We start from the raw sequence: 22,753 nt of genomic DNA on the forward strand, positions 1-22,753 counted from the left end.
ATCCTCCACAACCGTCCGCCTTAGCTTTACAGTGGATGCATGTGGGATCTCAGACGCCTGCGCGCGTGGCGGGCCGTGGTGGCGAGCGGCAGCGTGCAGGGCGCGGCGCGCAACCTGAACTTCTCGCCTGCCGCGGTGAGCCAGCAGATCATCGCCCTGCAGCGGGAGGTCGGGATCCCGCTCTACGAGCGCCGCGGTCGCGGCCTGGAGCCCACTGCGGCCGGGCTGCGGCTCGCGGAGGAGTCGGCTGAGCTGTTCGCCGGGGCACGGCGCCTCGATTCGGTCGTCGAGGACCTGCGCGGCGACCCGGCCCCGCATCTGGCGATCGGCTGCTTCTCCTCCGCGGCGCGGGAGTGGATGCCGACCGTGGTGCGCGAGGTCCGCGCCGGCTTCCCGGACATGCGGTTCGAGGTCAGCGTGAACGAGCCGTTCCCCGGGCCCGGCCGGCGGCCCAGCGACATCGAGATCCACAACGAGGTCCCCGCCGAGGGCCGCGTCCGCCTGCGCGGCTACCGGAGGTCCGCCTCTGCAGACGATCCCTGCGTGGTGGTGATGGGCGAGGCGCATCCGCTGGCCGCCGAGGCCGTCCTGCCCATGCGCGCGCTGGGCGAGGAGCCGTGGGTGGACCACGACATCTACGACAGTCCCACCGGCAGGGTGATCGCACAGGCCACCCGCGCCGCCGGGTTCGAGCCGCGCCACCTCGCGCGGTCCGATGACCACGATGCCGTGCTCGCGATGGTGCGGGCGGGGATCGGGGTCACGGTGCTGCCCGCGCTCGCCGCCCGGAGCCTCCCGGACGGCCTGCGCGCCGTCCCCCTGGAGAATCCCACCCCGGTGCGCCGTGTGGTGCTGCAGATCCGCGAGGCCGCCGAGCACCGACCGTTCGTGGCCGCGGCGGAGGAGGCGATCAGGACGGTGGCGGGCATGACGGCCGTGCGCACCGGGTCGTAGGCGCGTGAGTCGCGGCACAGTCCGTGCTTCGCCCCGTGTCCGCGGGCGCGGATACACTGGCCCCGCAACCGACCGACGCGGGGATCCGCACCTTCAGGAGGCGCACACATGGCCGTGAACACAGATCTGCAGGGAGCCGCGTACTCCCTGCCGCAGCCCTACGAGGTCAGCCGTGAGGCCATCGCGGAGTTCGCCCGCGCGGTGGGTGCGGAGAACCCCGCGCACTTCGACGCCGCGGCGGCCCGCGCGCTGGGCTACGACGACGTCGTGGCCCCGGCCACCTTCCCGGTGATCCCCTCGCAGCGCTGCGAGGCCCTCTACATCTCCAGCCCGGACGCGGGCATCGACTACTCCCGCGTGGTGCACGGACAGGAGCAGTTCGACTACGTGCGGCCCGTGGTCGCCGGTGACAGGCTCGCCGCCACCACGCACGTCGACGGCCTCCGCGAGGCCGGCGGCAACGCCATGATCACCACGCGCACGGAACTGTCAGACGCCGCGTCCGGTGACCTCGTCGTCACCGTGACATCGACCATCGTCGTCCGCGGCGAGAAGTGAGGGAGAGAGCCTTGACCGCAGAGAACACCGCCTCCGCACGCCCCGCCCTCGCGGACCTCGAGGTGGGGCAGACCGTCATCGAGACCGCGATCCCCGTCTCCCGTGCGGATCTCATCGCCTACGCGGCGGCCTCGGGGGACCACAACCACATCCACTGGAACGAGCGCTTCGCCCGGGAGGTGGGCCTGCCGGACGTCATCGCCCACGGCATGCTGACGATGGGCTCCGTCGTCGCGAAGATCACCGACTGGGCAGGCGACCCGGGCGCGGTGGCGGACGTCCGCACCCGCTTCACCAGCATGGTCGTCGTCCCGGACGCGGAGTCCGGGACGCCGGACCAGCCCACCGCGCAGCTCGACCTCACGGCGAAGGTCGGTGCCCTCGACCCGGAGAACGGGGTCGCCCGGCTGGACCTCGAGGTCGCGTCCGCCGGGGAGAAGGTCCTCGGCCGCACGCAGGTGAAGGTCCGCCTGCGGTGAGGCTTGCGGATCTCACCACCTTCCGCGTGGGCGGCCCGGCCGCAGACGTCACGGTGGCTGCCACGGCGGAGGAGCTGCGCGCGTTCGTGCGCAGCCACCCCCTCCGCGCGGCGCAATCACCCGCGGAGCTGGCACAAGGACCGGCTGGTCCGGACGTCCTGTTCGTGGCGGGCGGATCCAACCTCCTCGTCGCGGACGAGGGGTTCGCCGGCCCGGTCTGTGTCATCCGCACCTCCGGCCTCGAGTGGGAGGAGGCGGACGGCGGTGACCTCGTTCGCGTCACTGCGCAGGCGGGACACACCTGGGACGCCCTCGTGGCGGAGACGGTGGAGCGCGGGCTCGCGGGCCTCGAGGCCCTCTCCGGGATCCCCGGCTCCGTGGGCGCCTCGCCCGTGCAGAACGTGGGCGCCTACGGTGCGGAGGTGGCGGACACCCTCGTCTCCGTGCGCGTGCTGGACCGGATGACCGGGGAGGAGCGGGAGCTCGCCCCGGAGGAGCTGGGATTCGGGTACCGCACCTCCCTGCTCAAGCGTTCGGCCGCGCAGCTGGGCGCTGTCCGGTACGTCGTCCTCGCGGTGACCTTCGCCCTGCGGGCAGGCGGTGCTCAGGGAGGCGCGCCTGTGCGCTACGGCCAGCTCGCGGGCGCCCTCGGCGTGGAGCTGGGCGCGCGCGTGGAGGTCGCCGCTGTGCGCGAGGCCGTCCTCGCCCTGCGTGCGTCCAAGGGCATGGTGCTGGACCCCGCGGACCACGACACCTGGTCGGCGGGGAGCTTCTTCACCAATCCGATCCTGCCGCTGCCGGTGGACGAGGACGGCGGGCGCGCGGCGCCGGAGTCCGTGCTGCCGGCCGGGGCTCCCGCCTATCCGGCCCGCGACCCGCTCACCGGTGAGCCGGACCCGGCCGTCGTGAAGACCTCGGCGGCGTGGCTCATCGACCATGCGGGATTCACCAAGGGCTATGCACTGCCGGGCGGCCGCGCCGGCCTGTCCGCCAAGCACACCCTGGCGCTCACGAACCGCGGCGGGGCCGCGGCGGCGGACATCCTCGACCTCGCCGTGCACATCCGTGACGGCGTGGAGCGCGCGTACGGCATCCGCATGGAGCCGGAGCCCAATCTGGTGGGCCTCACCCTGTGAACGGAGGGGGCGTGCCCCGGCCGGCTCCCCGGACCCTCCCGCCCCTCGCGGCGGGTGGAGGGGCGCCCGCCTCACCTCGACCGAACCCTTGAACCCGCTCGCTCCGCCCTGCGAATGACGGGGCCGCACCCACTGGAGCCGCACTCACCGGAATGCAGACCTCGGACCACACCCGCACCGCAGCGAACACGACCACCCGCCCTGCCGCGGACGCGGCAGGGACCGCAGCCGGACGGGGGCCCTGGATGCCCCGCCTGCGCCGTGCGCTGCGCATGCTCGCCGCCCTCGTGCTCTGCTGTCTCGTCGCCGCGCCCGTCGCGGTGCTGACGGCGCGGGCGCAGTCGACCTTCGGCCCGCACGAGGCCGTCTACTCCGTGACCACGGACGGAGCGCTGGAGGCGGACTTCGGCCCTCTGGGGTCACTGGTGCTTCCCGCCGGAGATGTCCTCCCGGGCCGTCTCGGCGTGCACATCGAGGTGGGTGAGATACCCGCGGAGTACGGGATGGAGGACGCCACCGTCGATGCTCTGGGCGGGGACGCGGCCGCCTACGCGGCGCTGTTCGCGGACCCCGGGGCGCAGGGGCGCGTCGTCGCCGCCGCGCTGCTCCGGGACGCCGCTCTGCGGACTGCGGTGATGGGCGGTGCCCTGTTCGCGGTGGGAGCAGCCGTCCGTCTGCTCCTCGGGGGAAGCCGCCGCCGCGGCCTCCTCACGGCGATTCCGGCGGACGGCAGTGCGCTGTCCCGGCTGCCGTCCGGGGTGGTGGAGGCTTCGCCGCGGCTGCGGCTGGGGGCCGCCGCGACCGTGGCCGCCGTGGTCCTGGGCGGGGCGGTGCTGCCGATCGACCGCGACAGGGAGATCCGTCCGGATCCGGTGTTCGAGGACACCCCGCTCGCCGGAGCGCAGGTGACCGGGCGGCTCTCCGGCATCATCGACGAGGCCGCCAAGGCGGTCGCGGACATGCTGGGCGACACCGATGCCTTCTACTCGGAGGTGCGGGCCGGCCTCGCGGCCGCATGGCCGCAGAGACCGCTCAGTCCGCGCTGGCGCAGCGGGGAGGACGGCGTGCCGGGGCCGGCCGCGGCGGCCGGCCCCGCGGAGGGAGGGGCCGGGGGAGAGGACGCCCCTGCGGCACCGCCCGCAGCGCCGGAGGACACGGACGTCGCGACGCTCGTGTGGACGAGCGACATCCACTGCCAGACCGGCATGTCGCGAACCATCGGCGATGTCATCGCGTGGTCGGGTGCGGACCTCCACATCGACGGCGGGGACGTGACCATGACCGGTACGGAGGCGGAGAACGTCTGTGTGGACTCGGTGGCGCGCTCCGTCCCGGACGGTGTGCCCACGGTCTTCGTCAAGGGCAACCACGACTCCGAGGACACCGTCGCACGAGCCAAGGAGGTGGGCTGGACCGTGCTCGAGGGCGAGCCGGTGGAGGTCGCGGGACTCACACTGCTCGGCGACAGCGATCCGCGCCGCACCGTGTTCCCCTCGGGGGACGTGCTGGAGCGCGGAGAGACGGGCGAGGAGTTCGCGGCCCGGATGGCTGAGGCCGCGTGCGCTGCGGACGAGGACCTGTTCGTCATCCACGACCCGCGGCAGGCCGAGGACGCCCTGGGCCGAGGCTGCGCGGACCACGCGCTGAGCGGCCACTGGCATCGGCGCGTGGAGCCGGAGCAACTGGGACGCGGCGTCCGCACCGTGGGCTCGACGACGGGAGGGGCCCTCGCGGACGCGCTCACCCCGGGGCCGCTGAAGATGCCTGCGGAGATGTCGCTCATCCGGGTGGACCGGAGCACGGGCGCCCCCATCGACGTGCAGTACATCACGGTCGGCATGGACGCCGCCGTGGAGTTCTCCGAGTGGATCCCCTTCCCGTCGCCGCGTCCGCTGGTGGAGACGGAGCCGGAGGACGCGGACGGGAGCGAGGACTGAGCCCGGTCGGCGGGCGGGGCGCCGGCGGAGGATCGGTTCGACGTCCACCCGCACCTCGTGTATGCTCGTTCCTCGGCGGTGCTGATGTCACCGCTGAAGGGGTGTGGCGCAATTGGTAGCGCAACGGTCTCCAAAACCGTAGGTTGCAGGTTCGAGTCCTGTCACCCCTGCTCGTCCAGCCGGTCCGCACGGTCCGGGTGTGAAGCCGAGGAGTGAGTGAGGTTGCGTGGCTGAGTCCTCCGCCCCTGCAGAGGGCAAGAAGATCGGCGTCTTCGGCCGGATCCTCCGCTTCTTCCGCGAGATCATCGCGGAGCTGAGGAAGGTCATCACTCCCACGCGCAAGGAGCTGATCAACTACACGATCGTCGTCCTTGTCTTCGTGGTCATCATGATGCTGCTGGTGACGGGCCTCGACTTCGTCTTCGGCAGGCTCTCCGCCTGGGTCTTCGCGGGCACTCCGCTCTTCTGATCCCCGCGGCTGCTGCCCGCCCGTTCAGATCTCAACCGCCACCGCGCACAGCCCCAATCGCAAGAGGAGACCACGTGTCCGAATCCACCCCGGAAGAGCTGACCCCGGAGCTCGACGAGCTCAGTGCCGCCCCGGCCGAGGCCGATTCCGCCACTGATGAGCCCGCTGCGGTTGCCGATGCTCCCGAGGTCGAGGACGCGGCCGAGGAGACCCCCGCGCAGGCCGCGAGCACGGACGCGCCCGGTGACGGCGAGGCGGACGCGGAGGGTGCCTCCGAGGACTCCGCCGAAGACGACGAGGGTGAGCTCGATCCCGCCGCGGCCGCCGCGGAGGACTTCAAGTCCGAGCTGCGCATGCAGGACGGCGACTGGTACGTCATCCACTCCTACGCCGGCTACGAGAACCGTGTGAAGGCCAACATCGAGTCCCGCTCGGTGAGCCTCAACATGGAGGAGTTCATCTTCGAGGTCCAGGTCCCGATGGAGGACGTGGTCGAGATCAAGAACGGCCAGCGCAAGCAGGTCCGCCGCGTCCGCATCCCCGGCTACGTGCTGGTCCGCATGGAGCTCACGGACGAGAGCTGGGGCCTCGTGCGCCACACCCCGGGCGTCACCGGATTCGTGGGCAATGCCTACGACCCGGTCCCGCTCACGGTCGACGAGGTCTTCCAGATGCTCCAGCCGGTCTTCGAGGAGAAGCAGGCGGAGGCCGCGGAGCAGGGCCGCGCGGAGGCCACGGGTGCAGAGCAGTCCTCCTACGTGGTCGAGTGGGAGGTCGGCGAGTCCGTCCTCGTCAAGGAGGGCTCGTTCGAGGGCCACCCGGCGACCATCCAGGAGATCCGGCCGGAGACGCAGAAGCTCACGGTGCTCCTCTCGATCTTCGAGCGCGATGTGCCCGTGGAGCTGGGCTTCGATCAGGTCTCCAAGATCTGACACACGCTTCATCGCGGACCCGCGCAGGGCCGCCACGGATTCCCAGTCCGCGAACCCCGCAGCACCTGGTGCGCGATTCCTCACAGGATTCGCCTCCGGGTGCTCGTTCGTGGAATACTGGTGGGGTTTGGTCTGACTCCTCATCGGAGAGTCGGACCGGACCCGTCCCGCGCGAGATGCGCGCGGGTCACGGCAATACGGAAGAAAAGGACCGAACATGCCTCCCAAGAAGAAGGTCTCCGGTCTGATCAAGCTGCAGATCCAGGCAGGCGCCGCCAACCCGGCTCCTCCGATCGGCCCGGCGCTTGGTCAGCACGGCGTCAACATCATGGAGTTCTGCAAGGCGTACAACGCCGCGACGGAATCCCAGCGGGGAAACGTCATCCCCGTGGAGATCACCGTCTACGAGGACCGCTCCTTCACCTTCATCACGAAGACCCCGCCCGCTGCGGAGCTCATCAAGAAGGCCGCCGGCGTGAAGTCCGGCTCGGCCACCCCGCACACCAGCAAGGTGGGCCACCTGTCCGCTGACAAGGTGCGCGAGATCGCGGAGCAGAAGCGCCCCGACCTCAACGCCAACGACGTGGACGCGGCGATGAAGATCATCGCCGGCACCGCACGCTCGATGGGCATCACCGTCGACGTCGAGGGTTGAGTCCAACCCCACCTCAACCACTGTGGCAGGGTCCGCGCGACCCGCACCACTACTGCTAGGAGAATAAGCAGATGGCAAAGCGCTCAAAGGCCTACCGGGCCGCCGCTGAGAAGATCGCGGCAGACACGCAGTACGAGCCGGCACAGGCGATCGCCCTGGCCCAGGAGACCTCCGTGGCGAAGTTCGACGCCACCGTCGAGGTCGCCCTGCGCCTGAGCGTCGACCCGCGCAAGGCCGACCAGATGGTGCGCGGCACCGTCAACCTCCCCAACGGCACCGGCAAGACGGCCACGGTCCTCGTCTTCGCCGCAGGTGACAAGGCGGAGGCAGCTCGCGAGGCAGGTGCCGACTACGTCGGTTCCGATGACCTGCTGGAGAAGGTGGCCGGCGGCTTCACCGATTTCGATGCAGCCGTCGCGACCCCGGACATGATGGGCAAGGTCGGCCGTCTGGGCAAGGTGCTGGGTCCCCGTGGCCTCATGCCCAACCCCAAGACCGGCACGGTGACGATGGACGTGGCCAAGGCCGTCTCCGACATCAAGGGCGGAAAGATCGAGTTCCGCGTGGACAAGCACGCGAACCTGCACTTCATCATCGGGAAGACCTCCTTCTCGACCGAGCAGCTGCAGCAGAACTTCGATGCCGCCCTTGAGGAGATCAACCGTCTCAAGCCGTCGTCGGCGAAGGGCCGCTACATCTCGAAGGCGACGATCACCACCACGAACGGTCCCGGCATCCCGCTGGACGCCTCCGCTCTGCGCGCGTGATCCGCTGACCTGAGGCCTGTGAGCCTCGGTCGCACCGGCCCCTCCTGCCACCCGGCAGGAGGGGCCGGTGTCGTTCCAGAACCGTCACCGTCGTGAGCGCTTCGGCACGTGGGCCTTTGGAATACTGGACCGCATGAATCCCTCTGCGCCCTCCCCGTCCTTCGCGCCCGTGCCGGAGGACGACAGCCAGACCCCGGACCCAGCGCGGACCCAGGCCGCGGCGGCGGCGCTGCTGGAGCTCTACGGCGACGATCTGCGCCGCACGGGTCTCGCCGTGGATCCCGGCCTTGCCGCGTGGCTCCCGGAGGACTTCACGGCGAAGGTGCGGGCGGCGACGGGCGGCGGCCCGGTGCCCGTCGCCGTGCTCGTCCACTACGGGTTTCCGGCACCGGCCGTGAGACAGAACGTCACGTACCCGGTCGATGTCATGCAGCGCGTGGCCGCAGAGCTGTTCGCGGACGGTGAGGGCGTGCTCGCGGCCTTCGCCGTCGACGGCGGAACGCCCGACCCGGCGGTGCACGCCGTCGGCGCGCGCGGAGTGAGTGACCGGCTGTTCCGGCTGGGCGAGGCCCTCGAGGTCGAAGCGGACTTCAGAGTGCGTCCCGAGCCCTATGTCGAGTACGCGGCAGCCGCAGGGCGGGCCTGGCTGCGCAACGAGAGCCCGCCTGACCTGGGTGACTACGTGTCCCGGCGGATCGAGGCGGGCACGGGCCGCTTCTTCGAGACCCACACCCCTGGAGGCGCCGACGGTCTGGTGGCCAGTACGGCGGCGGTGGGCGGTGCCGCAGCGATCACGTGGGCCATCGCCCGGAGGACGCGCGCTGAGCGGGAGGCCTCCGGCTCAGCGCGGACCACCGCCGCGAGCAGCCTCGGCACCGGGCGGGCGAAGCGTCTGCTGTCCGCCCTGCACACGCCGCCGCGGCTGCCGGACCCTGATGCTGCGGACGGTCCCGAGGCTCTCGCTCCTGCCGAGCGCCTGCGGGAGCTGGGGAGAGCGCGGGAGCGGCTCGTCTCCCGCATCCTCGCGGCAGCGCCGTCTCTGGACGATCCTCAGCTGAGCCCGACCGAGGCCCGGCGGGTGTTCGCGGAGCGGGTGCCGGTCACGGACTCCGCCGCCCTCCATGCGCTGGACGCCCAGATCGCAGCGCAGCGGGGTGCGAAGACGCGGTCGGTGCTCTCGCCGCTGTGCTTCTTCGATCCCTTCCACGGTGAGGCCGTCGCGACGGTGCGGCTCGATGCCCGGGGCCGCCGCGTTGACGCTTTCGATGTACCCGCCTGCCGGGACTGCCGGCGGCGGGACGCCGTCGGTGAGCGTCCGCACGCTCTCACGGTGCCCGCTCGGGGCAGGCGGGCGGGCGCACCCGTCCCGTACTGGGAGCTTGACGATGCCTATGCCCGCTGCGGCCTCGGCACGCTGTCTCCCCTCACGGAGGTGGTCGCCGCCCAGCCGTCAGGAGGCGGAGCCTCACCGGCGGGTGCGGCGGCGCTCGCTGCCGGACGCACGGGGTCCTCCCATACGGCCGCGGGTGCCGAATCCCTCGGCCTGCGCGGGATGGAGAGGGGAGAAGCGGTCGTCCGGGGTCTCGCGGTCCTCGTCCTCACGGTCTTCGCGGCGGTCCTGGGCGGGGCCGCGTCCGTCGTCATCCACGAGTACGAGGAGCCGCAGCTGTTCGGCTATCAGCAGGGACCGGAGACGCGGGCCGACTACGACCGGACCCGGCCGCAGGAGATCGCGGCGGAGCTGGACGAGACGGGCTTCCACATCGACCCGATGCTTGCGCCTGCACTGGACTCGGAGCGGGTCGCCGCTCTCGCAGAGGCCGCAGGCGAGGCCGAGCACGTGTCCGTCGCGGTGCTGCAGTCCTCGGGGACGGACGCCTCCGATGCGCCGGAGGTCTTCGCCGCCCGCATCGCTGCGGAGCTGAGCGAGCCGGGCGCGGTCATCGCCGTCTTCGAGTCGGAGAACGCCGTGGCGGCCGCGGGCATGACCCTGCCCGAGTACGCGGACATGTGGCGGCCGTGGGACGAGTATCGGTATGAGCGGTACGAGCGGTTGGCAGGCGGAGACCTGAGCGGCTGGTCGACGTCGGGGGAGCACACGGGGCTTGAGGACACGCAGAGGGAGGTCGCGGAGCTCGATGCCCGGTTGGTCCCGGATCCCGAGGTCGTCCCTGACACGCACGAGGAGAGGAGTGCGGAGGAACCGGCGCTCGGTCCCGCCGTCCTGGGCTATCCCCTGGGCAACTGGGTGAGGGGAGCGCTCATCGGGGCCCTCGGTGCGGTGACGGTCGGTGGGATCACCGGTGCCCTGATCCGCGGCGTGCGCCACACCCGGAGCGAGAGAGGGAGCCGGTCATGACACCGCTGGAGTACGCCGGTGAGATCGCGGCCGGGCTGGAGGACGGCCAGGTGTGGATCGATCCGGGGGTGGAGTACCTCGTACCGCAGGCCGCCCGCGAGGAGCTCGAGGAGCAGGCCGAGGCCGTCGACTGGCCCGTGTACGCGATCGTCACGGGCAGGGACCAGCGCGACCTGGATCTTGCGACCCTCGTACACGGCCAGCTGGGCGCGGAGGAGGGCATCTATCTCGTCGTCGAGCCGGGCAGCTCCTTCGTCACGAGCAAGGTGGAGCTGGACGATGCGGCGCTCAGCCGCGAGGTCCACCAGCGCATCGAGGCCGGCGACCGGGGTTCCGGCACGGGCAACGAGGGCGTGAGCCGGCTGCAGGGCGTGCTCAATTCGCTTGCGGACGAGGACTTCGAGGTGACTCAGCGCGGCACGGGCCAGGAGCACGCTCCGGTGCCGGCACCGCGCACGGAGTACGTGGGGCTGGGCACGGACCTCGTCTACGCTCTCGTCATGGTGCCGCTCGTGCTCGCGGCTGCGATCGCCGTCGCCCTTGGGGCGCGGCGCCGCCGGCGGAAGCCGGTGCCCCGATATGAGCTGCCCGCCTCCCTCCTCCGCAGCGCCTCACGGGTCCGGCGGGAGGAGATGCGCCGGGAGCTCTCGGCCGACAGCCTCGACATCGCACGGCGGCTGTCCGAGCTCGACACCGTGAGCCTCGAACCGGAGCTGTCGGCCCGGGTGACCCACGGGCTCGACGCGTACGCGCTCGCGGGCCGGATCGTCGACGATCCGGAGGCGAGCCGTGCGGATCTCGCGGGCGCACTCGTGCTCCTGCGCACCGCGGCGCACGACATCGCCGAGGTCGAGGCGGCGGGAGGGAGGAGAACCCTCGGCAGCGGTCGCCGCAGGGCCGCGGACCCGCCCCGGCTGTGCGTGATCGATCCCGGTCACGGTCCGGCGGCGACCGTGGCCGAGGCACCTGTGGAGGGCCACCGCGGTGCGCGCATTCCGGTGTGCGCCGACTGCGCCGCCGCTCTGCGCGCGGGACGGGAGCCGGCCTGGCTGCTCGAGGACGGGGTGCCGTACGTGCGCGGGGACAGCGTCTGGGCGCGGACGCTCTTCGGCGCGGTGGGCGGGGACCTCGTCGAGCTCATCGGTACCGACAGGGGAGAGCGGGCGCGCTGAAGGACTGTGCGGCGACCTCGCGGATCCGCTCAGCGCCGGTGGACCAGCCGGTCGCTGAGGCGGGAGAGCAGCGGGCTCAGCAGCAGCGAACCCCCGATCGCGATCCCCACGGCCGCCCACATGGGCAGCGGCAGCCAGCGGGCGGAGAGCCAGCCGAAGCCGGCTGAGTAGGCCGTCCAGACGACCCCGGCGATGAGGGTCAGTCGCAGCCAGCGGGCAGGCTCCATCGACTCACCACCGGCGAGCAGGGCCAGCAGTGTGCGGCCCAGAGGGATGAAACGGGCGACGATGCTGATGAGGATGCCTCCCTCAGCCAGGCGCGCGGAGAGCGCGTCGAGGCGACGGGAGTTCGACGGCGAACCCACGACCGGCCACTGCCGGAAGTCGCGGTGCCTGCCCAGCAGGTAGACGACGTGGTCGCCCAGGACGGAGCCCACTGTGGCGAACGCCACGAGGAGGAGGAAGTGGGGGCTTCCCGTGTGTGCGTTCACGGCTCCCAGAGCCACGATGAGGGCACTCGAGGGAACCGGGGGAATGGCGGCGGACAGGGCGATGACCAGGGCGAACACCGGGTAGAGCCAGAGGGACCCCACCATGTTGAGGACCGTGTCCTGGATCTCGTGCATCCGACCACCCTAGCCCCGGCACCCTGCACCCCGCGCCCGGACCCCGTGTGCGGGGCTCCGGGACCGGCCTCGGCTTGCGCGGGCTCGTCGCGGATGCGTATAGTGAGTGCTTGCCCAAGACCGTCGGTCTCTGCGGGCGTGAGTCCTCTGGACGAACGCCGGTGGACGAAGACTCATGAGAGTGGCCCGCGCAGGTGAATGACATTCCGCTCGATGCCACGCATCGAATCGTGTGAGCGTCTCATGCCTGTGCGTGAGGCGCTTTTCTCATGCGTCCGGGGCGCCGACACAGACGAAAGGAATGCCATGGCGAGGCCTGACAAGGCAGCCGCGGTAGCGGAGATCAAGCAGGAGCTTGAGTCCGCCGACGCCGCCGTGCTGACCGAGTACCGCGGGCTCACCGTTGCGCAGATGAAGGATCTGCGCAATGCACTGGGCGACAACGCGACCTACGCCGTGGTGAAGAACACGCTGACCGCCATCGCTGCCAAGGAAGCAGGGATCGACGCCTTCGACGGACACCTCAATGGCCCCACCGCCATTGCGTACGTCAAGGGCGAGCCCTCCGAGGCCGCGAAGGCTCTGCGTGACTTCGCCAAGGCGAATCCTCAGCTCATCATCAAGGCCGGAGTCTTCGAGGGCTCCGCTCTGTCCGCTGAGGACATCAACAAGCTCGCCGATCTTGAGTCCCGCGAGGTGCTGCTTGCGAAGGCAGCCGGCGCCATGAAGGCAAGCCTCTACCAGGCTGCCTACATGTTCACCGCCCCGCTGGTCAAGGCCGTGCGAACCGTCGATGCTCTGCGCGAGAAGAACGGCGGCGCCGACGAGGCGCCGGCGTCCGACGCCTGAGTCTCCACACCCCATACCCCCTTTGGCCGCGCTCGCGTGAGCACGGCCACCAACGGAAGGACAGCCACTATGGCTAAGCTCACCCCGGCAGAGCTCATCGAGGCTTTCAAGGAGCTCTCGCTCATCGAGCTCTCTGACTTCGTCAAGCAGTTCGAGGAGACCTTCGAGGTCGAGGCCGCCGCTCCGGTCGCCGCCGTCGCCGCTCCCGCCGCAGGCGGAGGCGCAGGCGAGGCCGCCGCCGAGGAGAAGGACGAGTTCGACGTCATCCTCGAGTCGGCCGGCGAGAAGAAGGTCCCGGTCATCAAGGAGGTCCGCGGACTCACCTCGCTCGGCCTCAAGGAGGCCAAGGACCTCGTCGACAGCGCTCCGGCCGCTGTCCTCGAGGGCGCCAACAAGGAGACCGCGGAGAAGGCCAAGGAGGCCCTCGAGGGCGCCGGCGCCACCGTCACCCTCAAGTGATCTCCCCTGCGGGTACTGGAGGCCTCCAGGTTCCGGCCGCATGACATGAGCGGTGCCCGCAGGAGCGCTTCACGAGCGAAGGCCCCCGTCCCAGCAACTGGGACGGGGGCCTTCGCGCGTCTCCGCACGCGGCCGCGCGGCTCCGGGAGCGCTGCGCCGTGGGCCTGCGCAGCTGCGCAGGCGTGCCAGCGCGCATCCGCGACGAGTGCCCCCGGCGGTGAACCGAGCCGCGGGATCAGAGGAGCCGGGTGATCGCGATGCCGAAGACCTCGTGCGCGGACGCCTCGGCGGCGCCCACGGCGCGGACGGGCAGCTCCGCCTCCTCGTCCTCGCGGGCGGCGTAGGCGGCCAGGTCCGTGAGCTGGGTCCGCACGAAGGAGCGGGGGACGGGCCTTCCGTGGCCCGGGACGAAGACATCGGCGTCCGGCAGTGCGAGGAGGCGCTCGAGGGAGCGGGTCCAGGCCACGGGCGTGGAATCGGTTCCCACGGACGGCGGCGCCCCCTCCTCGAGCAGATCCCCGGCCACGACGACGGGGCCGGCGCGCACCGCCAGGTCCGTGTCCGTGTGCCCCGAGAGGACCAGGAACTCCGCCTCGAGTCCGCCGAGGTCGAGCGTCTCGCCGTCGCGCACGGCCGCGGCGTCCACCAGCAGCCGGTCCGGCGCGGGGAGCTCGAGCTCGTGCTCGGAGGCCTCGGCGTGCTGCAGCCAGGCGGAGCCCGCGGCGTCGCGGACGAAGGCGGGGGAGGCGAGGAACTCCGTGACCCCGGCCTCGGCGAACAGCGCGTTGCCGAAGAAGTGGTCCCAGTGGTCGTGGGTGTTGACCACGGTGAGGGGGAGGTCCGTGAGGCCACGGACGGCCGCGAGCAGACGGGTCGCCTGGGCGGGGCCGGCACCGGTGTCCACGAGGACGGCGCGGTCCGTGCCGGCGAGCAGCGTCGAGTTCACGCGGACGGGATCGGAGCTGAGCACGTGGACGGAGGGGGAGTGCGTGGAGTCTGCGGACATGGGCGCATTCTCGCATCCGGGAATCCGCGAGCCTATCACAGGGGCTTGCCAAGCGCGGTGCGCACCAGTACAGTAGAGATTTGCATTGCTCTGCCTTCGTGGTGCCTTCATATAGCGGTGGGCGTCGCCGGAGCTCCTTTGGTCCAGTCTGCACGTTCTTCCCGGGTTCGTCGACCTCAGCGTCGATCATAGCGCGTGGGGGTTCGTTTATGCAGGACCTGCCCTTCGAACACGGAACTGCGGCATCCTCGTCCGCGGGACCGCGCGGGGAGGGAGCGGGCAGCGGTGCCGGAGACAATTAGGTGATACCGGAAGGATCCAATTGGCCGCCGCCAACGAGAACATGAAGACCGCTAATCCGCCAGAGCGCATCTCCTTCGCGAAGATCCGCGAGCCCCTCGAGGTGCCCGACCTGCTCGGGCTCCAGACCGCCAGCTTCGACTGGCTGGTGGGCAACGAGCGCTGGCAGGACCGCGTCATCGAGGCCACGGAGAAGGGCGACGACTCGGTCGCCACCACCTCCGGCCTCGAGGACGTCTTCGAGGAGATCTCCCCGATCGAGGACTTCGCAGGCGCGATGTCCCTGTCCTTCCGCGAGCACCGGTTCGAGCCCCCCAAGTACTCGATCGACGAGTGCAAGGAGCGGGACATGACCTACTCGGCTCCGCTGTTCGTCACAGCGGAGTTCATGAACAACACCACGGGCGAGATCAAGTCCCAGACGGTCTTCATGGGCGACTTCCCGCTCATGACCCCGCAGGGCACGTTCGTCATCAACGGCACGGAGCGCGTCGTCGTCTCGCAGCTGGTGCGCTCTCCCGGCGCCTACTTCGAGTCCACTCCGGACCGCACCTCGGACAAGGACATCTTCACCGCGAAGATCATCCCCTCCCGCGGCGCATGGCTCGAGTTCGAGATCGACAAGCGCGATCAGGTCGGCGTCCGCCTCGACCGCAAGCGCAAGCAGTCCGTCACGGTGCTGCTCAAGGCCCTGGGCTGGTCCGAGTCGAAGATCCTCGAGGAGTTCGGCGAGTACGAGTCCATGCGGGAGACCCTGGCCAAGGACACCGTCCAGACCCAGGACGAGGCCCTGCTGGACATCTACCGCAAGCTGCGCCCCGCGGAGCCCGCGACCACCGAGGCCGCCCGCACCCTGCTCAACAACCTGTACTTCAACCCCAAGCGGTACAACCTCGACAAGGTCGGCCGGTACAAGATCAACCGCAAGCTGGGCCTCGAGGCCCCGCTGACGGACTCGGTCCTCTCCACCGAGGACATCGTGGCGACGATCCGCTACATCGTGGCGCTCCACGCCGGCACGGAGACCCTCAAGGGCGTCCGTGAGGGCGAGGAGTTCGACCTGCGCGTCGCCGTCGACGACATCGACCACTTCGGCAACCGCCGCATCCGCGCGGTGGGCGAGCTGATCGAGAACCAGGTCCGCACCGGCATGTCCCGCATGGAGCGCGTCGTCCGCGAGCGCATGACCACGCAGGACGTCGAGGCGATCACGCCGCAGTCGCTCATCAACATCCGTCCGGTCGTGGCAGCGATCAAGGAGTTCTTCGGAACCAGCCAGCTGTCGCAGTTCATGGACCAGAACAACCCGCTGGCGGGCCTCACGCACAAGCGCCGCCTGTCCGCGCTGGGTCCGGGCGGTCTCTCCCGCGACCGCGCCGGCATGGAGGTCCGCGACGTCCACCCGTCGCACTACGGCCGCATGTGCCCCATCGAGACCCCCGAGGGTCCGAACATCGGCCTGATCGGCTCGCTGGCGTCCTACGCCCGCATCAACCCCTTCGGCTTCATCGAGACCCCCTACCGCAGGGTCGTCGACGGCGTCGTCACGGACGAGACCGTCTACCTCACGGCGGACGACGAGCTGGACTACACGATCGCCCAGGCCAACGCTCCGCTGGACGACGACTCGCGGTTCGTCGAGGACTTCGTGCTCGCGCGCCCCAAGGGCGGCTCCGGCGAGGCGGATCTCATCCCGGTCTCGGACATCGACTTCATGGACGTGTCCGCACGCCAGATGGTGTCCGTCGCCACGGCCCTCATCCCGTTCCTCGAGCACGACGACGCCAACCGCGCGCTCATGGGTGCGAACATGCAGCGTCAGGCGGTCCCGCTCGTCATGAGCGAGGCGCCGTACGTGGGCACCGGCATGGAGTACCGTGCCGCGGTGGACGCCGGCGACGTCATCGTCGCGGAGAAGGCCGGTGTCGTCACCGAGGTCTCCGCGGACTACGTCACCGTCATGAACGACGACGGCACGCAGCAGGTCTACAAGGCGGAGAAGTTCCGCCGCTCCAACCACGGCACCTCGTACAACCAGCGCGTGGTCGTGGACGAGGGCGAGCGGGTCGAGGTCGGCTCCGTGCTCGCGGACGGCCCCGCCACGGAGAACGGCGAGATGGCCCTGGGCAAGAACCTGCTCGTGGCCTTCATGTCCTGGGAGGGCTACAACTTCGAGGACGCCATCATCCTGTCCCAGCGCATGGTGCAGGACGACGTCCTCTCCTCGATCCACATCGAGGAGCACGAGGTCGACGCCCGCGACACCAAGCTCGGTGCCGAGGAGATCACCCGCGACATCCCGAATATCGCCCCGGACGCCCTGGCGGACCTGGACGAGCGCGGCATCATCCGGATCGGCGCGGAGGTCACCGACGGCGACATCCTCGTCGGCAAGGTCACGCCCAAGGGCGAGACCGAGCTCACCCCGGAGGAGCGCCTGCTGCGCGCCATCTTCGGTGAGAAGTCGCGCGAGGTGCGCGACACCTCGCTCAAGGTGCCGCACGGCGAGTACGGCACGGTCATCGCCGTGAAGGTCTTCGACCGCGAGGACGACGACGAGCTCTCGCCCGGCGTCAACCAGATGGTCCGCGTCTACATCGCCCAGCGCCGCAAGATCACGGTGGGCGACAAGATGGCCGGCCGTCACGGCAACAAGGGCGTCATCTCCCGGATCCTGCCGGTGGAGGACATGCCGTTCCTCGAGGACGGCACCCCCGTGGACATCATCCTCAACCCCCACGGCGTGCCCCGCCGCATGAACATCGGCCAGGTCATGGAGACCCACCTCGGGTGGATCGCCAAGCAGGGCTGGAACATCGAGGGCCTGCCGGAGTGGGCGACGAAGATGCACGGCTTCAAGACGGACGCGGAGCCCGGCACCCGGGTGGCGACTCCGGTGTTCGACGGCGCCCACTGGGAGGAGCTGCGTGCGCTCATGGGCGCGACGAAGCCCAACCGCGACGGCGACCGCCTCATCGAGGAGTCCGGCAAGGCGCGTCTGTTCGACGGCCGCTCCGGCGAGCCGTTCCCGTACCCCATCTCCGTGGGCTACATCTACATGCTCAAGCTGCACCACCTGGTGGACGACAAGATCCACGCACGTTCGACCGGCCCCTACTCCATGATCACCCAGCAGCCGCTGGGCGGTAAGGCGCAGTTCGGCGGTCAGCGGTTCGGTGAGATGGAGGTCTGGGCACTGGAGGCGTACGGCGCCGCCTACACGCTCCAGGAGCTGCTGACCATCAAGTCGGACGACATCCCCGGCCGCGTCAAGGTCTACGAAGCGGTCGTCAAGGGCGAGAACCTCCCCGACCCGGGCATCCCGGAGTCGTTCAAGGTGCTCATCAAGGAGATGCAGTCCCTTTGCCTCGACATCGAGGTCCTCTCCTCCGACGGCATGCAGATCGAGATGCGCGACTCCGACGAGGAGGTCTTCCGCGCCGCCGAGGAGCTCGGCATCAATCTGTCCCGCCACGAGGCGAACACCGTCGAAGAAGTCTGACCCACCGAACGAGTCTTTGGGCGGTCCGCACGCGGACCGCTACGAAAACAGATAAGGAATCACGTGCCTGACGTCAATTTCTTTGATGAGCTGCGCATCGGCCTCGCCACTGCGGACGACATCCGCCGCTGGTCCCACGGTGAGGTCAAGAAGCCGGAGACGATCAACTACCGCACCCTGAAGCCGGAGAAGGACGGCCTCTTCTGCGAGCGCATCTTCGGTCCCACCCGGGACTGGGAGTGCGCCTGCGGCAAGTACAAGCGCGTCCGCTTCAAGGGCATCATCTGCGAGCGCTGCGGCGTCGAGGTGACCCGTGCCAAGGTGCGCCGTGAGCGCATGGGCCACATCGAACTCGCCGCCCCGGTCACCCACATCTGGTACTTCAAGGGCGTGCCCTCGCGCCTCGGGTACCTGCTCGATCTCGCTCCCAAGGACCTCGAGAAGGTCATCTACTTCGCCGCCTACATGATCACGTGGGTCGACGAGGAGTCGCGTCACAGGGATCTGCCCACCCTGCAGAACCAGATCGACGTGGAGCGGAAGCAGATCGAGAACCGCCGCGATGCGGACGTCGACCGCCGTGCCAAGAAGCTGGAGGAGGACCTCAAGGCCCTCGAGGCCGAGGGCGCGACCGCCGCCGCGAAGAAGAAGCTCGAGACGCAGGCGGAGAAGGAGATGGGCAATCTCCGCAAGTCCGCCGATCGCGAGCTCGACCGCCTCGAGAAGGTCTGGGACCGCTTCAAGTCCCTCAAGGTCTCCGACCTCGAGGGCGACGAGTCGCTCTACCGGGACATGGTGGCCCGCTTCGGCCTCTACTTCGCCGGTTCGATGGGAGCGCAGGCGATCCAGCAGCGTCTCCGCGACTTCGATCTGGAGTCCGAGTCCGAGATGCTGCGCGAGCTCATCAAGACCGGCAAGGGCCAGCGCAAGACCCGTGCCCTCAAGCGGCTCAAGGTCGTCAACGACTTCATGACGACGGACAACTCGCCGGAGGGCATGGTCCTCGACGCGATCCCGGTCATCCCGCCGGACCTGCGCCCGATGGTCCAGCTGGACGGCGGACGCTTCGCGACCTCCGACCTCAACGACCTCTACCGTCGTGTGATCAACCGCAACAACCGCCTCAAGCGCCTGCTCGACCTCGGCGCCCCTGAGATCATCGTGAACAACGAGAAGCGGATGCTGCAGGAGTCCGTCGACTCCCTCTTCGACAACGGCCGCCGCGGCCGTCCGGTCACCGGACCGGGCAACCGTCCGCTGAAGTCGCTCTCGGACATGCTCAAGGGCAAGCAGGGACGCTTCCGTCAGAACCTGCTGGGCAAGCGCGTCGACTACTCGGGCCGTTCCGTCATCGTGGTGGGCCCCACGCTCTCGCTGCACCAGTGCGGTCTGCCCAAGACCATGGCGCTCGAGCTGTTCAAGCCCTTCGTCATGAAGCGGCTCGTGGATCTCAACCACGCGCAGAACATCAAGTCCGCCAAGCGCATGGTGGAGCGCCAGCACGGCCAGGTGTGGGACGTCCTCGAAGAGGTCATCACCGAGCACCCGGTGCTGCTCAACCGCGCACCCACCCTGCACCGCCTGGGCATCCAGGCGTTCGAGCCGCAGCTCATCGAGGGCAAGGCCATCCAGATCCACCCGCTCGTCTGCTCCGCGTTCAACGCGGACTTCGACGGCGACCAGATGGCCGTCCACCTGCCGCTCTCCACGGAGGCGCAGGCGGAGGCCCGGATCCTGATGCTGTCCTCGAACAACATCCTCAAGCCCTCGGACGGCAAGCCCGTGACCATGCCCAGCCAGGACATGATCATCGGCATCTACCACCTCACCAGCGAGCGCACCGGCGTTCCCGGCGAGGGCCGCGTGTTCGGCAGCATGGGCGAGGCCCAGATGGCCTTCGACCTGGGCGAGCTCGACCTCGGCGCCCGCATCCGGCTCCGTCTCGAGGGGCTCGTCCCGAGCGCGGACCTCGAGCTGCCGGAGGACTGGGAGGAGGGCCAGCCGGCCGTCGTGGAGACGACGCTCGGCCGCGCCATCTTCAACGAGGCGCTCCCGGAGGGCTTCGAGTACGTGAACCGCACGGTGGACAAGAAGGGCCTCTCGCGGCTCGTCAACCACCTCGCGGAGGGCTTCCCCAAGGTCGTCACGGCGCAGACCCTGGACAACTTCAAGGCGGCCGGCTTCTACTGGGCCACGCGTTCCGGCATCACCGTCGCGATGAGCGACATCGTGGCGCCGGAGTCCAAGAAGGAACTGCTGGACTCCGCGGAGGAGCTCGCCGCGAAGGTCGAGGAGCAGTACGAGATCGGCGCGCTCACGGACGACGAGCGCCGTGCGGAGCTCGTCAAGGTGTGGGACGCGGCCACCGACCAGGTGTCGGCGGCCATGGAGCAGAACTTCCCCGAGGAGAACTCCGTCCTGCGCCTCGTGAACTCCGGCGCGTCCGGTAACTGGATGCAGGTCCGTCAGCTCGCCGGCATGCGCGGTCTGGTGACGAACCCCAAGGGTGAGATCATTCCGCGTCCCATCAAGTCGAACTACCGTGAGGGCCTCACCGTCCTCGAGTACTTCATCGCGAGCCACGGCGCCCGCAAGGGCCTCGCGGACACCGCGCTGAGGACCGCGGACTCCGGCTACCTCACGCGTCGACTGGTGGACGTCTCGCAGGACGTCATCGTCCGTGCGGAGGAGACGGACTCGAAGAAGGGCATCACCCTTCCGATCGCGCAGAAGGCGGCGGACGGCACGCTGGAGCCGCACGAGTTCGTGGAGACCAGCGTCTACGGCCGCCTCACCGTCGCGGACGTGGTCGGTGCGGACGGCGAGGTGCTCGTCCCGGCGAAGACGGACGTCACCGGCGAGGTGGTCGACCTCCTCATCGCCAACGGCATCGAGGAGCTCAAGGTCCACTCGGTCCTCACCGCGGACTCCGACGTGCAGATCTCCGCGATGCACTACGGCCGTTCGATGGCCACGGGCAAGGTCGTGGACGTGGGAGAGGCGATCGGCACGGTCGCCGCCCAGTCGATCGGCGAGCCCGGCACGCAGCTGACCATGCGCACGTTCCACACCGGCGGCGTGGCCGCCGGCGGCGGCGACATCACGCAGGGTCTGCCCCGTGTGACCGAGCTCTTCGAGGCACGCACCCCCAAGGGCTTCGCCCCCATCGCGGAGGCCGCGGGCCGGGTGAAGATCGACGACACGCGCAAGACGCGCTACGTCATCGTCGTCCCGGACGACGGGGCCGAGGAGATCGAGCACGCCGTGGGCCGCCGCACGCGCCTCCTGGTGGAGGACGGGCAGCGGATCGAGGCAGGTGCGCAGCTGGTGGAGGGTGCCATCGACCCCAAGCAGGTGCTCCGCATCCGCGGACGCCGCGAGGCCGAGCGCTTCCTCGTCGACCAGGTCCAGAAGGTGTACCGCTCGCAGGGCGTGGGCATCCACGACAAGCACATCGAGGTCATCGTGCGGCAGATGCTGCGCCGCGTGACGGTGATCGACTCCGGCGACACCAACCTGCTCCCGGGCGACCTCGTGGATCGCGGCCGCTACCAGGAGGAGAACAAGCGCGTGGTCGCGGAGGGCGGTCAGCCCGCCTCCGCACGTGATGAGCTCATGGGCATCACGAAGGCCTCGCTCGCGACCGAGTCCTGGCTGTCCGCTGCCTCGTTCCAGGAGACGACCCGCGTCCTCACGCAGGCCGCTCTCGAGGGCAAGTCGGACCCGCTGCTGGGCCTGAAGGAGAACGTGATCCTCGGCAAGCTGATCCCGGCGGGCACGGGCATGCACAAGTTCCGCGACATGATCGTGGAGCCCACGGAGGAGGCGAAGCAGGAGATGTTCGCCAACTCCTACGGTGACTTCTACCCGCCGCTGGGCGGGGACACGGGAGCCGCCATCCCGCTGGAGGACTACGACTTCGGTCCCTTCAGCTGACGGAGGTCTCTGCCGCCGGTTCTCCCCGGGCCGGTGGGCAGAGGCACCCCCGCGAGTCGGACGGCCCGCACACCGCACGGTGTGCGGGCCGTCCGCGTATCACCCCGCTGTTCGCTGCACCGCCGCCACGCGCCGCACCGCGCCTCCGCCTCGCGGCGTGGCCTCCGGGTTCGCACCTGTCCTCCGGCACGCCGCACCGCGCCTCCGTGTTCACCCGCTGCAGCGTGCAAACGCGGCGCCGGGGTGCAATGGGGTGCTGGCTGGCACCGACGGCGTGCGAACAAGTGCGGTCCGGCATGCGACCTCGGCGCATCCTCGTGCCGGGAGCCCGGTCAGATCAGCAGTCCCTGGGCGGCAAGAGCGAGCCGCAGGCACTGTGCGTCGACGACGTCACGCCACAGCAGGCGGATGACCGTGAATCCGGCCTTCTCCAGCGCGTGCTGACGGCGCTTCTCACGAACGAGCACCTCCCCGTCGCGAGCGAATCCTCCGGTTGCTGTAGAGGTCGTGCTGACGCGGGAAGGGCCCAGGTGCCTGCTGTGGATCCCGGGGTGCGGATCCACAGCCGAGTGTGCGCATGGTGAGTTGCCCGGAAGCGTTCGCTGTGACGCATACTGTGCCTCGCTGCCTCGCTGCCTCGCTGCCTCGCTACCGCAC

18 protein-coding genes and 1 tRNA gene are annotated in these 22,753 nt (G+C 70.0%); 16 read left to right on the forward strand and 3 right to left on the reverse strand.

Translation table 11 applies throughout. The features are described 5' to 3' along the window. Positions 1–39: 39 nt before the first annotated feature. The 12 genes from ABD240_RS11305 (at position 40) to ABD240_RS11360 (ending at position 11,418) form a co-directional block, all read left to right on the forward strand. Positions 40–954, forward strand: a complete 915-nt coding sequence (locus tag ABD240_RS11305) for a LysR family transcriptional regulator (protein WP_291792641.1) — start codon at positions 40–42, stop codon at positions 952–954. A gap of 108 nt (positions 955–1,062) precedes the next feature. Then, positions 1,063–1,512 carry an FAS1-like dehydratase domain-containing protein gene (locus ABD240_RS11310; protein ID WP_291792644.1) on the forward strand — a complete coding sequence of 150 codons (450 nt, stop codon included), beginning with the start codon at positions 1,063–1,065 and terminating at the stop codon, positions 1,510–1,512. A gap of 11 nt (positions 1,513–1,523) precedes the next feature. Next, positions 1,524–1,991 (forward strand): MaoC/PaaZ C-terminal domain-containing protein, encoded by a 468-nt coding sequence (locus ABD240_RS11315; protein WP_291792647.1) that lies wholly within the window; start codon positions 1,524–1,526, stop codon positions 1,989–1,991. After that, positions 1,988–3,127, forward strand: a complete 1,140-nt coding sequence (locus ABD240_RS11320) for a UDP-N-acetylmuramate dehydrogenase (RefSeq protein ID WP_344337305.1) — start codon at positions 1,988–1,990, stop codon at positions 3,125–3,127. Before ABD240_RS11315 ends, ABD240_RS11320 begins: the two co-directional genes overlap by 4 nt. 152 nt (positions 3,128–3,279) lie before the next feature. Next, positions 3,280–5,064: a metallophosphoesterase family protein gene (locus ABD240_RS11325; protein WP_344337307.1), complete on the forward strand. Its 1,785-nt coding sequence runs from the start codon at positions 3,280–3,282 to the stop codon at positions 5,062–5,064. A 97-nt stretch (positions 5,065–5,161) separates the two neighbouring features. Continuing rightward, positions 5,162–5,234: transfer RNA gene (locus tag ABD240_RS11330), tRNA-Trp, on the forward strand. Positions 5,235–5,290: 56 nt separating this feature from the next. Then, entirely contained in the window at positions 5,291–5,533 is a 243-nt protein-coding gene (secE, locus tag ABD240_RS11335; protein ID WP_291796726.1) for a preprotein translocase subunit SecE, read from the forward strand. 74 nt (positions 5,534–5,607) lie between these two features. Further along, a complete protein-coding gene (nusG, locus tag ABD240_RS11340) occupies positions 5,608–6,465 on the forward strand; it encodes a transcription termination/antitermination protein NusG (protein WP_291796729.1) in 858 nt (285 codons plus the stop codon). Positions 6,466–6,682: 217 nt separating this feature from the next. Further along, positions 6,683–7,120, forward strand: coding sequence for a 50S ribosomal protein L11 (gene rplK, locus ABD240_RS11345; protein WP_291796732.1), 438 nt, complete (start codon positions 6,683–6,685; stop codon positions 7,118–7,120). Positions 7,121–7,191: 71 nt separating this feature from the next. Beyond that, complete coding sequence (gene rplA, locus ABD240_RS11350; protein WP_291796735.1) at positions 7,192–7,887, forward strand: 50S ribosomal protein L1; 696 nt, start codon at positions 7,192–7,194, stop codon at positions 7,885–7,887. 133 nt (positions 7,888–8,020) lie between these two features. Beyond that, complete coding sequence (locus ABD240_RS11355; protein ID WP_344337311.1) at positions 8,021–10,246, forward strand: hypothetical protein; 2,226 nt, start codon at positions 8,021–8,023, stop codon at positions 10,244–10,246. Further along, complete coding sequence (locus tag ABD240_RS11360) at positions 10,243–11,418, forward strand: hypothetical protein (RefSeq protein ID WP_344337313.1); 1,176 nt, start codon at positions 10,243–10,245, stop codon at positions 11,416–11,418. Before ABD240_RS11355 ends, ABD240_RS11360 begins: the two co-directional genes overlap by 4 nt. Positions 11,419–11,447: 29 nt before the next feature. Here ABD240_RS11360 and ABD240_RS11365 read toward each other — a convergent pair whose 3' ends face one another. Further along, a complete protein-coding gene (locus tag ABD240_RS11365; RefSeq protein WP_344337315.1) occupies positions 11,448–12,044 on the reverse strand; it encodes a DedA family protein in 597 nt (198 codons plus the stop codon). 306 nt (positions 12,045–12,350) lie between these two features. Here ABD240_RS11365 and rplJ point away from each other — a divergent pair, with 306 nt between their 5' ends. Together rplJ and rplL are read left to right on the forward strand one after the other, a co-directional pair. Further along, positions 12,351–12,893: a 50S ribosomal protein L10 gene (gene rplJ, locus ABD240_RS11370; protein ID WP_291796747.1), complete on the forward strand. Its 543-nt coding sequence runs from the start codon at positions 12,351–12,353 to the stop codon at positions 12,891–12,893. 69 nt (positions 12,894–12,962) lie between these two features. After that, a complete protein-coding gene (rplL, locus tag ABD240_RS11375; RefSeq protein WP_291796750.1) occupies positions 12,963–13,352 on the forward strand; it encodes a 50S ribosomal protein L7/L12 in 390 nt (129 codons plus the stop codon). Between the two features lie 235 nt (positions 13,353–13,587). Here rplL and ABD240_RS11380 read toward each other — a convergent pair whose 3' ends face one another. Beyond that, positions 13,588–14,358, reverse strand: a complete 771-nt coding sequence (locus ABD240_RS11380) for an MBL fold metallo-hydrolase (protein WP_291796753.1) — start codon at positions 14,356–14,358, stop codon at positions 13,588–13,590. 343 nt (positions 14,359–14,701) lie between these two features. On the opposite strand from ABD240_RS11380, the gene rpoB reads away from it, so the two are divergent. Together rpoB and ABD240_RS11390 are read left to right on the forward strand one after the other, a co-directional pair. Then, positions 14,702–18,160, forward strand: coding sequence for a DNA-directed RNA polymerase subunit beta (gene rpoB / locus ABD240_RS11385; RefSeq protein WP_291796847.1), 3,459 nt, complete (start codon positions 14,702–14,704; stop codon positions 18,158–18,160). Between the two features lie 63 nt (positions 18,161–18,223). Then, entirely contained in the window at positions 18,224–22,096 is a 3,873-nt protein-coding gene (locus ABD240_RS11390; protein ID WP_291796756.1) for a DNA-directed RNA polymerase subunit beta', read from the forward strand. Between the two features lie 332 nt (positions 22,097–22,428). Here ABD240_RS11390 and ABD240_RS11395 read toward each other — a convergent pair whose 3' ends face one another. Beyond that, on the reverse strand, positions 22,429–22,563 hold the full coding sequence (locus ABD240_RS11395; protein WP_291796759.1) for a hypothetical protein: 135 nt from the start codon (positions 22,561–22,563) through the stop codon (positions 22,429–22,431). Positions 22,564–22,753 lie beyond the last annotated feature (190 nt).

The sequence above is a fragment of the Brevibacterium salitolerans genome, from assembly GCF_039531405.1.
GTDB lineage: Bacteria > Actinomycetota > Actinomycetes > Actinomycetales > Brevibacteriaceae > Brevibacterium > Brevibacterium salitolerans.